The sequence below is a fragment of the Streptomyces sp. NPDC001315 genome, from assembly GCF_042896175.1.
Taxonomy (GTDB): Bacteria; Actinomycetota; Actinomycetes; order Streptomycetales; family Streptomycetaceae; genus Streptomyces.
Map to the genome: position 1 here is coordinate 38,510 of NZ_JBIAWZ010000007.1, position 12,372 is coordinate 50,881.

Consider the following 12,372-nt stretch of genomic DNA (forward strand, 5'->3'; position numbering starts at 1 on the left):
GCGCGTCCGCTCAGAGGCCTCTGCGCGGCCCGGGCGGCAGCGCCGCCGGCACGTGGTGCATCCCTGTGCCGTACTGCTGCGCGATCTGGCCGACGCGCTGCCACGGGGACTGCTGGCCGCCGCTGTGCCGCGCGCTGTTCGCCCCAGCGCTGTAGGCGCTGTACGAACTGCTGAACGTCCCCGAACGGTGGCCTCCGAACGAGCCCGTACCGTGCGGGATGTTCCCGAAGGCGGTGAAGCCCAGGTCCTCCTCGCCGCTGCGGTCACCCGGCAGCGTACGGAAGGACTTGACGTACTCGGCGTAGAGCGCGTCGTAGATCGGCGTGGCCGATGGGCCGCCATGAGAGTCCTGAGCCGGTCGTGCGGACGGGATCGACTGGAAGGCCTGGCGGCGGGGAACGTCGTATGCGTGCACGTATGTCCAAACGACCCCGTCGCCCAGGGGATGCGGCTGAGCAGCTGATTCAGCAGGTCAACCGTCCCTGGAGCAAGGGCGCTCAGGTGCCCGCGAGGGGCAGCGCGGACGCGACCAGCTTGCCGTTGGCCGCCGCCTTGTCGAGCGCGCCCCGCAGCAGATCCTCACGGGGCTGGCGCCCGATCGAGCCGACCGGTGCCGCGAACATGAGCACCTGCTGGTGCTTGTTCGCCGCCGCCCGCCAGCTGTCGGTGACCTGGAGCGGCTGGTGCGCCTGCCACCAGGCGACCGGCTGCCCCCCGACCGTGCCCGGCTGCAGTACGGCGTGCAGCTGGCCCGCGGCGAGCAGCACCGACCAGCCGTGCAGTACGGGCGGTACCTCGACCAGTTCGGTGAGCGGCATGAAGCCCTGCTCGATGAGCAGCGGCAGGAAGTCGTCGCCGACGCCCATCGAGCCGGGCCGCACGATGGGCGCGGTCGGCTCGACGACCAGCGCGGGGTGCAACTCTCCGGCGAGCAGGACGAGTCCGCTGGTCACGCCGAGCACGGCCTGCTCGGGCATGGCCTGCTGCGGATCGCCGCCCGCGGTGCCGCCGATGGAGCGGACCGCGCCCTGCAACTGCTCCTCGGTGACCTGGACGACCTGCGAGGGCAGGCAGCCGGCGTGGGCGAAGGCGAGTACGGCGGTCTCGTCCCCGATGAACAGGACGGTGCTGGTGCGCTCGTGCTCGGAGTCGCCCGGGGTGCGACAGGACGTGCAGTCGTAACTGCCCGGGGCGTTCTCTCCGGCGAGCAGCCGGTCGGCTTCTTCGTCGCCGATCTCGGCGCGTACCTCGTCGCTGACGTCGAGCATGCGCGGCACGGTGGCTCCCTCGGGATGCGGTGCGTGGCGAGACCGGGTGGCTCCCGGCCCGTGGTCCGGGTGGGTCCCCGGCTCATGCAGAAGACAACGGGTGATCTGTGGCGGGAGTCACGCTGCCGGGCGAACGGAATCGAACCATCCAGCGCACAGGGTCACGTGCGGTGCGGAATCGGACACTCACCGTCAAGAGCTGGGAAATCCAAGGAAGTTCGTTCGGTGAAGTGAGTCACAGATCGTCCCGAAGCCTGGTCGACAAATCAGGAAATCGGGGAATGAAGTGGGTGTCCGGATTTCGCCGATACCTGCGGTAACGGCCAACTGGCCTGGAACAACACGCAGTTGGTTGATGTCGGCTCCGTCCGCTCCCTACATTCCTCCGCCGTGTGCACAGAGCACCGCTCGGGAAGTCCGCCGGCCGCGCCCAGCCAGGGCGCAGCACCACCGTCCGGCGGACGGGCGGAGCGCGACGACCGCGTCCATGCGCGGTCGTGGCGACCCGCCTTGGGGGACCCCGGGTTGTTCGAGAGGGATCCACATGTCCGAATGTGCCGATACCACCCGCGACAACGCCCGTAAGACCCGTACGACGGCGGTCCTCGCCGGGGCGGCGCTCCTCGCCCCCCTCGGACTGCTCGCCGCGACCGGCGACGCCATGGCGGCGGACGGCGGGGTGTGGGACCGCATCGCCCAGTGCGAGAGCGGCGGCAACTGGCACATCAACACCGGCAACGGCTACTACGGAGGACTTCAGTTCTCCGCCGGCACCTGGCGGGCGTACGGCGGCAGCGGCTACGCGCCGACGGCCGACCGGGCCACCAGGGCCCAGCAGATCGCCGTGGCCACGAAGGTCCAGGGCGCCCAGGGCTGGGGCGCGTGGCCGACCTGCGCGGCGCGAGCCGGAGCGTCCGGAGGCGCCCCGGCGGCTCCCGCGAGCGGCTCCGCCGCCATCAAGTCGGCCCCCTCGAAGCCGTCCGGGTCGTCGACGACGCCGACCCGTTCGACGGAACACCCGAGCCGTGGCGCCTCCCGTGGCGACTACACCGTCCGCGAGGGTGACACGCTGAGCGGGATCGCAGCCCGGCACGGGACCACCTGGCAGCGGATCTACGCCGCCAACAAGGCCGTCATCGGCGGGGATCCCGACGTGATCGTGCCCGGGCAGCGTCTCGACCTCTGACGCTCTCCCGCCCCGGCGGGCCCCACCCGGTCTCCGCCGACCGGGTGGGGCACAGCTCGGCCGCCTCCCCGCCGAAACCGCCCTGGCCGCACCGGAGTTCGTACGCGAAGACCCGCCGGGCGTGCGGCGCGGGCATGCGTGCCGGCCGGGCAGGGAGGTTGTCGCCGAGGTGACGAACGTTCAGCACCGGACGCCCACCGTCCCCGACAACCACACGGACTCCCCGCGCCGCTCGGACCGGCACCTGCTTCGACGTGCCGCAGCTGCCCCACGCGCCGTGGGACACACTTTGACCATGCTGGAGACCTCCGCACGACTGCTGCGCCTGCTCTCGCTCCTCCAGGCCCATCGCGAGTGGTCCGGGGCCGAGCTGGCCGACCGGCTCGGCGTCACCGCGCGCACGGTGCGCCGGGACGTGGACCGGCTGCGCGAGCTGGGCTACCCGGTCAACGCCAGCCCCGGCACGGGCGGCGGCTACCAGCTGGGCGTGGGTGCCGAGCTGCCGCCCCTTCTGCTGGACGACGACGAGGCGGTCGCCGTCGCGGTGGGGCTGCGTACGGCCGCAGGGCAGGGCATCGAGGGCATCGGCGAGACCTCCGTACGCGCCCTCGCCAAGCTGGAGCAGGTCCTGCCGCACCGGCTGCGCCGCCGGGTGGGCGCCCTGAACGCCTTCACCGTGCCCATGCTGCGCGGACCGCAGCCCTCGGCCGTCGACCCGGCCGTGCTGACCGAACTCGCCCACCTCTGCCGGGACGCCGAGCGCCTGCGCTTCGACTACCGGGGACACGACGGCGCCCCCACTCGCCGTACCGTCGAACCACACCGACTGGTGTGCACCGAGCGCCGCTGGTACCTGGTCGCCTGGGACCTCGACCGGGAGGACTGGCGTACGTTCCGCGCCGACCGGATCAAGCCCAGGCCGCCGCACGGCCCGCGCTTCACGCCCCGCGAGCCGCCCGCCGAGGATCTCGCCGCGTACGTCTCCGAGGGCGTCTCCACGCGCGCGTACGCCTCGCACGCCGTCATCCGGCTGCTGGTGCCGCTGCACGAGGCCGCCGAGCGGGTCTCGCCGTCCGCCGGCACGCTGGAGGCCGACGGCGACGACGCCTGCATCCTGCGCACCGGGGCCGCGAGCCTGGACGTGATGGTCGTCCACGTCATGATGACGGGCTTCGCGTTCGAGGTGCTGGAGCCCGTCGAACTCACCGAGGCGATCAGGACGGCCCGGGACCGGCTCGACGCGGCCCTGGCGCGGGCCGTGGCGCCTCGCCCGCGTGCGCCGGGTGATGCGGGGCGGACGCCGGGGACTCGGAGCGGATCCGGGGCGGCGTCGTGATGTGGCGCGGCGGCGGGCACGAGGTCGCCCACTCCAGGGACCGGTCGAGGCCGACGACCCTGGGGCTTCGGCCGAAGCCCGCGCCGCACGCGCGCCCACGGGCTCACGCCATGATGCTCGCGCCGCCGCGCGCCCGACAGGCGTACGGGGGTTCTGTGGTGGAGCCGTGTATTTCCTATGTGGCGTCAGCTGCCGCGGCCCGCGCGGAATCGGAATGGAACACAAATTCGCGGGCGGTTCCCCCGGTGCTTTCCGGCGCCCTATTCGCCGGGTCGGGCCGACGCGTTTACCGGGTCGGCCGACACGCGGGAATTACGTTCGAATACGTGCGGAAGGCGTACGCAACCGCTCGTTCGTGTGACGGAGTTGGGCCGACACGCGTGTCGTGATCCTGTGACAGAAGTGTGACGGGGGTGATCCACGTCGCGGTACGGCTTCCGGGAGTGCCCCTCACGGCCTAGCGTGGCGGTATGGCACCCATTCCCACTCCGCCAGCGGAACCCCAGGACAGTCCGGCCGGGTATGTCGGCCTCGAGGCCCGGCGTGCCGAGCGGCTCGCGCGTGAGCGGGGGTGGACGACGGTTCGCTCGCTGGCGCCGGGAACGATCATCACCATGGAGTACCGCGTGGGACGGCTGAACTTCGAGGTGAAGGACGGCAGAGTGACGCGGTCCTGGAAGGGCTGAGGCACCACCGATGACGAAGCCCCGGCTCCTGGGACGCGGGAGGCGGGGCTTCGTCGTGCGTTGTGCGGGGCCGGGCTGTGCGTACCGGCAGCTCCGCGGTCCGTGGTGGTCAGCTGCTTGTCATGGGACCGTCAGCCGCCTGACATGGGGCGGGCCGCCGAGGCGGCCGTACCGCGCGGCAGGCGGTCCGAGTGCGGCGGGCGGCGGCTGCCCGCCGGGGTGACCGGAGTGCGCTCCGAGCGGGCGGTGTGCGGGCCGGGGGCCAGGTGGACGGGGGTCCGCGGCGGGCGGGGCGGCGCGACCGTCTCGCGGGCCGCGGCCGCCTCGTCCTGGGCCGGGGCATGCGGCTTGAGCAGCACGGGAGCGGCTGGCGCCAGGCCTGCCGGGGTTGCGGTGACAGGCACAGGCACTGGCCGGCGGGCGCGCCAGCGGTCGCGCAGGTCGAAGAGGGCGGTCTCGGCGCGGGCGACCAGTGGTTCGGACCACGGCAGTGCCAGCAGGATCAGCAGACCCGCGGCCCAGCCGAGGACGACGTCGCTCAGCCAGTGCGTACCGAGGTAGACGGTGGTCAGGCCGACACCGAGCGAGGTCACCGCGGAGAGGGCGGACAGCCAGCGGCGCGCTCTGGGCGTGGACGCCAGATACGCCAGAATCCCCCAGGTCACCACCGCGTTGGCGGTGTGGCCGCTGGGGAATATATCGCCGCCCAGACCCATCTCGTTCGAGCCGATGGTGGTCGCGTAGTGCGGTCCGAGCCGGCCCATGCCCAGCTTGGCGGCGCCGACCGTGATGTTCAGCAGCAGCAGCGAGGTGCCCAGCATCAGCAGTGGGCGCAGTGTGTGCTGGCGCCAGGAGCGCCAGCCCAGCCAGGCCGCGACCATCACGGCCGTCGGGCCGCGCTGGCCGAGGACGACGTAGTAGTCGAGGAAGGCGTGGATCTCCGGCCACTGCTGGTACGGCCGGAAGAACATGACCTGCCAGTCGAGCCGGACCAGCCACGAGGTGATCACCACGGCCCACACGATCGCCAGATAGAAGGCCAGGGTCGCGCTGAAGAGTACGAGCCGGTGCCGGCTCATCTTCGGCACATCGATGTCGGCCGGCCGTTCCGGCTCACGGTCCAGCCTGGTGAACACCCGGTCCAGACGGGTGAGGTTTCGTTCGGTACGCACCCAATGGACGTTACAGCGAGTGAGCTCTGTTCCCGGGCGATTCAGCGGCTTTGTGATGACGATGTGATGTGGGATTCCTCTCAGGGGGAGGTCTATTTCCTGGGATTCCCCAATGCCGCACGACCGCCCCCTGTAATTCCTTTGATCATCCTGGGGGGCAGTTTTATGCCACTTATGAATTCGTTCACCGAATCCTTGGGTGGAATTCCGCGACCGCTCACTGTCGGTGGTAGTTGATCATGGTGGGCCGGAGCCGTTCAGCCAGAACGCCCCGTATGCGGCCGACAACGCCGCGACACCGCCCACCACCAGCGCCGACCTCGACGTACGCAACCGGGCCAGGGCCACGGCGAGGGGCAGCAGCAGCGGGAACGCGGGCAGCAGCAGACGCGGTTTCGAGCCGAAGTAGCTCGACGCGCACAGGGCGAGCGCGGTGACGGCACCCGTGTACACCAGCAGCGGGAGCGGCTGCCCCTGCCGCACGCCGACGACGTACAGCCAGATCACCAGGCCGACCCCGACGATCAGCCCGACACCGGCCAGGGCCGACGGAAACGACGTGAACTTGTCGGCGACGAAGCGGGCGAAGGCGTAGCCGCCGTCGAAGCCGTTGCGCCAGCCGGCCTGGACGTCGAGATAGCCGAGCGGGCCCTTGCCGGTGCGGTGGCCGACCCACAGGACGTAGGCGGCGGCACCGAGGGGCGCGAGGAGCATGGCGAGGGCGCGGCGGGCGGGGGAGGGGGCGTGCTCCTCTCCATGTGCGCCGTGCGGGCGAGTCTCGCTCCGCATTCGCACGAACGAGGCGATCCCCGCCGCCCACACCGCGGCGACCACGGCGAGCCCGACCGGCCGCGTCAGCCCGGCCAGCGCCGCCAGCAGGCCGGCGGTGAGCCAGCGGCCGGTCAGCACCGCGTACAGCGACCAGGCGGCGAGCGCCGTGAACAGTGACTCGCTGTAGGCCATCGACTGAACGATCCCGACCGGCAGGACCGCCCACAGCAGCACGGCGCACACGCCGGCCCGGCGCCCGTGCACAAGGTCCGCCACCGCGAAGATCCCCCAGGCCGCGGCGAGCGAGGCGAGCAGGCTGACGGTGAAGCCGGCGCCCGCGTACGACAGCGGGGTGGCCGCGTGCAGCAGCCGCTCCAGCCAGGGCAGCAGCGGGAAGAAGGCGAGGTTGGAGTGGACGTCGCCGTTCGGCAGTCGCACCTCGTAGCCATAGCCCAGCTCGGCGACCCTCGTGTACCAGAGCGAGTCCCACCGGGCGGTCAGCAGCGTGTACGCGCTCTTGCCGCGCGCGCCGCTCCACACCGCCAGCGTCAGCAGGCCCAGGGCGCGTACGGCCGCGTACCCCAGGAGGGCCGGAGCCGCCCGGCGCAGGGCGGCGGGGCGCGGGGGTGCCGCACGCGTCTCAAGATCGGTCACGGGCTCGATTATCGACCGCACCCGGAACCGGACGGCTCGCCGGGGCGTACTCGGAGGTGCGGGGAGTGGCGTACGCCACATCGGTTCCGTGGCGAGTGTGAGAGGTCCGCCACTTGGCGTGGGAACGAACTCGCGTACATTGGCGAGTCACTCGCATGCGTTTGCGCGGGCCGGGGACCACCGCTCCTCTCCGGCCGAGTCGCGGGGGAGTCCCCCACCCCGTGAGCCCGCCGCACCGCGAGGGATCACCTTGGAGGTACGTGCATGTCCCAGACGACCACGGCCGCCGCTGTGCTGCGCCGTCGGGCGGCCGGGGCCGGTGCCAACCGCTGGGTCGTCCTCGTCGTCCTGTGCGTCAGCCTGCTCCTCGTCGCCGTCGACGCCACCGTGCTGCACGTGGCGGTGCCCGCGGTCACCGAGGACCTCCGGCCCGGCGCCATGGAGCTGCTCTGGATCGTCGACACCTATCCCCTTGTCTGCGCGTCGCTGCTGATCCTCTTCGGCACGCTCGGCGACAAGGTGGGCCGGAGAAGGATCCTTCTCCTCGGCTACACGCTGTTCGGCGTCGCCTCCGGCCTGGCGGCGCTGGCCCAGGACGCGCAGGTGCTGATCCTCGCACGGGCGCTGCTCGGCGTGGGCGGCGCGATGATCATGCCCGCGACGCTGTCGATCCTGCGGCATGTCTTCCCGGACCGGCGCGAGCGGGCGCTCGCGATCGGCATCTGGAGCGCGGTGGCCGCGGTGGGCGCGGCGGTGGGCCCGCTGCTGGGCGGTTTTCTCCTCGAACACTTCTGGTGGGGGTCGGTCTTCCTCGTCAACATCCCGTTGATGCTGGTCAGCCTGCCGGTCGGGCGGTTGCTGCTGCCCGAGTCGAAGGGGGCCGACGACGGGCCCTGGGACGTGGTCGGCGCGCTGATGGCGGCGGCCGGGCTGTTCGGGGTGGTCCTGGGCGTGAAGCGGCTCGGCGGCGGGGAGCCGGCGGGGAGCGTGAGCACGGTGGTGCCGCTGGTGGTGGGCGCGGTGCTGCTGGTTCTTTTCGTACGACGGCAGCGGCGGCGTACGCATCCGCTGGTGGACCTGCGGATGTTCGCACGGCCGGCGTTCAGCACGTCGGTCGGGTGCATCGTGCTGGCGATGCTCGCGCTGGTGGGCCTCGAGCTGATCGCGGCGCAGTATCTGCAACTCGTGCTGGGTCTGTCCCCTCTCCAGACGGGGCTGCGGCTGCTCCCCCTGACGGTCGCGGCGATGGCGTCCGGGCTGGCGGGGGCTCGGCTGCTGCGGCGGTTCGGGCCGCGGCGGATGGTGTGCTTCGGCTTCTGCCTGACGGCGGCCGCGGTGGTGACGCTGACGGCGATGGGCGGCGACGACAACGCCGGGCTGTTGCTGGTCGGGTTCCTGTTGCTGGGCTTCGGCCTGGAGATGACGCTCTTCGGGGCGTACGAGTCGATGCTGAGCGAGGCGCCGTCGGAGCAGGCGGGCGGGGCCGCGGCGGTCGGGGAGACGTCGTACCAGTTGGGGGCCGGGATCGGGATCGCGTTGCTCGGCAGCGTGATGAACGCGGCGTACACACCAGGGCTGGCGGGAGTGTCGGGGGTGCCGGCGTCGGACAGGGTGGCGGCGGGACATTCACTGGGTGAGGCGTACGAGGTTGCCGGGCGGCTCGGGGGGTCGGCCGGGGCGGCCTTGCGCCGGGCGGCTCGCGACTCTTTCGTGCACGGACTGCATGTCACGTTGTTCGTGAGCGCGGGGTTGCTGCTGCTGGGGGCGGTGCTGGCGTTGCGGTTGCCGCGGGTGATGCAGTGCGAGGGCGCTGCCGCTGTGGAGCTCCCCGCCCCCAGGGAAGTAGCGGAGTCCCGCGTCTCGGCCTGAGCGGCGGATGCAGGACTCGCTCCCACTCAGTCCGTGGGAACGGTGGACGTAGGGGACACTGCGTCGTAACGTCGGCGGCGGTCGAGTCGTGACTAGCGGTGCTAGTTTTAAGTTGCCGGAGGGTGTTTCCATGTCCGCGTCCTCGAAGTTGCCCCCGTTCGACCCCGCCGACCCCCTCGGCATCGACGACCTGCTCGACCCCGAGGACCTGGCCATCCGGGACACCGTGCGGAGCTGGGCCGCGGACCGCGTCCTGCCGTACGTCGCCGAGTGGTACGAGCAGGGGGAACTGCCCGGCATCCGGGAGCTCGCCCGCGAGCTCGGTGGACTCGGCGCGCTGGGGATGTCGCTCAGCGGGTACGGCTGCGCGGGCGCCACCGCCGTGCAGTACGGGCTGGCCTGCCTGGAGCTGGAGGCCGCCGACTCCGGCATCCGGTCCCTCGTCTCCGTGCAGGGGTCACTGGCCATGTACGCCGTCCACCGGTTCGGCAGCGAGGAGCAGAAGCAGCGGTGGCTGCCCGGCATGGCCGCCGGGGAGGTCATCGGATGCTTCGGGCTGACCGAGCCCGACCACGGCTCCGACCCCGCCGCCATGCGCACGTACGCCAAGCGCGACGGCTCCGACTGGGTGCTCAACGGGCGGAAGATGTGGATCACGAACGGGTCGGTCGCCGGGGTGGCGGTCGTGTGGGCGCAGACCGACGACGGGATCCGGGGGTTCGTCGTGCCCACCGACAGCGCGGGGTTCTCCGCCCCGGAGATCAAGCACAAGTGGTCCCTGCGCGCCTCCGTGACCAGTGAGCTCGTCCTCGACGACGTGCGACTCCCGGCCGACGCCGTCCTTCCCGGCGTGACCGGGCTCCGCGGACCCCTCAGCTGCCTCTCCCACGCCCGCTACGGCATCGTCTGGGGCGCGATGGGCGCCGCGCGCGCCTCCTTCGAGGCAGCCGTCGCGTACGCGAAGACGCGGGAGCAGTTCGGGCGGCCCATCGGAGGGTTCCAGCTCACCCAGGCCAAGCTCGCCGACATGGCGGTCGAGCTGCACAAGGGGATCCTGCTCGCCCATCACCTGGGGCGGCGCATGGATGCCGGCCGCCTGCGTCCCGAGCAGGTCAGCTTCGGCAAGCTCAACAACGTACGGGAGGCCATCGAGATCTGCCGTACGGCGCGGACGATCCTCGGTGCCAACGGGATCTCCCTGGAGTACCCCGTGATGCGGCACGCGACGAACCTCGAGTCGGTGCTGACGTACGAAGGCACCGTCGAGATGCATCAGCTCGTGCTGGGCAAGGCGCTCACCGGGCTCGACGCCTTCCGGTGAACCGCGCCGGGGCAGGGCCGGTGAGCGGCCCTGCCTCAGCTCTGGTTGAAGAAGCCGTCCGAACGGTGCGCGGCCGGTTCGCCGTTCACGACCTCCGTGTCGGCGGGGGTGAGCAGGAACACTCGGGTGGACACACGCTCGATCGAGCCGCGCAGTCCGAAGATCAGCCCGGCCGCGAAGTCGACGACCCGCTTGGCGTCCGACGCCTCCATGGCCGTGAGGTTCACGATGATCGGGACGCCCTCCCGGAACATCTCGCCGATGGCGCGGGCATCCCGGAAGCTGTCCGGGGTGACCGTGCCGATCCGGCGGCCCTTCTCCTCGGCCGTGTCCGTGGCCACCTTCACCCGGGGGTCGGTGACCCAGGCGTCCCTGGAGTCGGTCCCCTCGGAGTAGTCGTCGTCGTAGTAACGCTCGTCATCGTTGTCGTCGACGAGGCCAAGCCAGGCACTCGCCTTGCGCACCGATCCCATGGACGCCTCCTCTCACAGCGGTCATTCTTGCTTTCCGCATCTCTATGGTCGTCCATGATGCGGATGTCGCGCCAAGTGGATAGACGCCGCACGGGGGGTTTGTGACGTTACTGGTGCACAGCCGATCCGTCGAGAGCCCGCGTTTCCCAAGGGTCTTGCTGTACGCGGCTGCTGACTGTGAGTGAAATATGATTGTTGAGGGCGTCCGGGTGACGGGCGGAGCGTACGGGTGAACGGAGTGGCCGATACGATGCCGCAGCTCAACGCCGTACACACCACGGGGGGATCGTCGTGTTCGGAATCGTCAGGCCATGCAGTCACCGCCTCGGTGAGGGGCTCAGGGTCCAGTGGATGGCGCATTTGTGCGGACTCTGTCTCGCGCTGCGTTCGGACCACGGGCAGTTCGCGAGGATCGTGACGAACTATGACGGGCTTCTCGTATCGGTTCTGACGGAGGCTCAGGCCGAGCGGACCGGGGGCGGGCAGCGGCGTACGGCGGGGCCCTGTCCCTTGCGCGGTATGCGCACCGCTTCCGTCGCGCACGGCGAGGGGGCCCGGCTCGCGGCCGCCGTCTCGCTGGTGCTCGCCTCGGCCAAGGTGCACGACCATGTCGCCGACGGGGACGGACTGCTGGCGCGGCGGCCGGTGGCGCTCGCCGCGCGCCGGGTCGCCCGGAGCTGGGGGCGGGCGGGTGCCCGGAGCGGGACCGCCGTCGGGTTCGACACCGCCGTACTGGTCGACGCGGTGGACCGGCAGATCGGTCTGGAGACCCTCGCGGGGCCGGGGACGCCGATCCTGACGGTCACCGAACCCACCGAGACCGCCACCGCGGCGGCCTTCGCGCACACCGCGATACTGGCGGGGCGGCCGGACAACGCCGGGCCGCTCGCCGAGGCCGGACGGCTGTTCGGGCGGCTCGCGCATCTGCTGGACGCCGTCGAGGACAGGGAAGCTGACGCCGTGTCGGGCGCCTGGAACCCCCTCACCGCGACCGGCACCTCGCTCACCGAGGCCCGCCGGCTCGCCGACGACGCGCTGCACGGCATCCGGCTCGCCCTGCGCGAGGTGGAGTTCGACGACGGCAGGCTGGCCCATCTGCTGCTCGCGCACGAGCTGCGACGCTCGGTGGACCGGGCGTTCGGGACGGCGTCCTGCGGGCATGCGCCGGAGAGTGAGTTCGGGCATGCGCCGGAGGGGGCGTTCGGGCATGCCCCGGAGGGGGCCTTCGGGCCGCCGCAGCAGGGCGGGCCCTACAACCCGCAGGGGCCCTACGCGCCGCAGACTCCCGGCAGTCCCCAGGGCGGCAACCCCTTCGGCGGTGAGCCGCCGCGGCCCGGCAAGCGGGGCTTCTGGGCCGGGTGCGCGGTCGCGATCGGGCTGTGCTGCACCTGCAAGGTGTGCTGTGCCGACGAGTACGAGGGACCCTGGTCGCGGAAGAAGCGCGAGGGGTGGTGCAGCGACTGTGACTGCTCCTGCTGTGAGGCCTGCCAGTGCTGTGAATGCTGCGAGTGCTGCTCGTGCTGCGACTGCGGGCTGTGATCCCGCCCGGCGACAGGACGCCGGTGTTCTTGTATACCTGGCCCGTGAGTGCGGGCGTCGACCTGCGCTTCCGCACGGGTCTTGTTTCGCCTGGGTA

General features: G+C 71.6%; 11 protein-coding genes. 6 read left to right on the top strand and 5 right to left on the bottom strand.

The window, feature by feature from the left end:
* Positions 1-10 precede the first annotated feature (10 nt).
* Together ACFY16_RS20970 and ACFY16_RS20975 are read right to left on the bottom strand one after the other, a co-directional pair.
* Entirely contained in the window at positions 11-415 is a 405-nt protein-coding gene (locus ACFY16_RS20970) for a hypothetical protein (RefSeq protein ID WP_390648649.1), read from the bottom strand.
* A gap of 82 nt (positions 416-497) precedes the next feature.
* Entirely contained in the window at positions 498-1,277 is a 780-nt protein-coding gene (locus ACFY16_RS20975; protein WP_390648650.1) for a hypothetical protein, read from the bottom strand.
* Positions 1,278-1,812: 535 nt separating this feature from the next.
* Between ACFY16_RS20975 and ACFY16_RS20980 the strand changes: the two genes are divergently transcribed.
* The 3 genes from ACFY16_RS20980 to ACFY16_RS20990 all read left to right on the top strand — a co-directional run bounded on the left by ACFY16_RS20980 (position 1,813) and on the right by ACFY16_RS20990 (position 4,476).
* The gene (locus tag ACFY16_RS20980) at positions 1,813-2,454 is read left to right on the top strand and encodes a transglycosylase family protein (RefSeq protein ID WP_390648651.1); all 642 of its coding nucleotides are present in this window, start codon (positions 1,813-1,815) and stop codon (positions 2,452-2,454) included.
* Between the two features lie 295 nt (positions 2,455-2,749).
* Complete coding sequence (locus ACFY16_RS20985) at positions 2,750-3,790, top strand: helix-turn-helix transcriptional regulator (RefSeq protein ID WP_390648652.1); 1,041 nt, start codon at positions 2,750-2,752, stop codon at positions 3,788-3,790.
* Between the two features lie 470 nt (positions 3,791-4,260).
* Entirely contained in the window at positions 4,261-4,476 is a 216-nt protein-coding gene (locus ACFY16_RS20990) for an I78 family peptidase inhibitor (protein WP_390648653.1), read from the top strand.
* 131 nt (positions 4,477-4,607) lie between these two features.
* Here the strand turns inward: ACFY16_RS20990 and ACFY16_RS20995 are convergent, their stop codons facing one another.
* Positions 4,608-5,648 (bottom strand): phosphatase PAP2 family protein, encoded by a 1,041-nt coding sequence (locus tag ACFY16_RS20995; RefSeq protein ID WP_390648654.1) that lies wholly within the window; start codon positions 5,646-5,648, stop codon positions 4,608-4,610.
* A gap of 237 nt (positions 5,649-5,885) precedes the next feature.
* Positions 5,886-7,073, bottom strand: coding sequence for a mannosyltransferase family protein (locus tag ACFY16_RS21000; protein ID WP_390648655.1), 1,188 nt, complete (start codon positions 7,071-7,073; stop codon positions 5,886-5,888).
* Positions 7,074-7,337: 264 nt separating this feature from the next.
* Between ACFY16_RS21000 and ACFY16_RS21005 the strand changes: the two genes are divergently transcribed.
* Positions 7,338-8,942 carry an MFS transporter gene (locus ACFY16_RS21005; protein ID WP_390648656.1) on the top strand — a complete coding sequence of 535 codons (1,605 nt, stop codon included), beginning with the start codon at positions 7,338-7,340 and terminating at the stop codon, positions 8,940-8,942.
* Between the two features lie 130 nt (positions 8,943-9,072).
* On the top strand, positions 9,073-10,263 hold the full coding sequence (locus ACFY16_RS21010; RefSeq protein ID WP_390648657.1) for an acyl-CoA dehydrogenase family protein: 1,191 nt from the start codon (positions 9,073-9,075) through the stop codon (positions 10,261-10,263).
* A gap of 35 nt (positions 10,264-10,298) precedes the next feature.
* Here ACFY16_RS21010 and ACFY16_RS21015 read toward each other — a convergent pair whose 3' ends face one another.
* Entirely contained in the window at positions 10,299-10,736 is a 438-nt protein-coding gene (locus tag ACFY16_RS21015; protein ID WP_390648658.1) for a cell division protein SepF, read from the bottom strand.
* Positions 10,737-11,027: 291 nt separating this feature from the next.
* Between ACFY16_RS21015 and ACFY16_RS21020 the strand changes: the two genes are divergently transcribed.
* Positions 11,028-12,275: a DUF5685 family protein gene (locus ACFY16_RS21020; RefSeq protein ID WP_390648659.1), complete on the top strand. Its 1,248-nt coding sequence runs from the start codon at positions 11,028-11,030 to the stop codon at positions 12,273-12,275.
* The last annotated feature ends 97 nt before the right edge of the window (positions 12,276-12,372 follow it).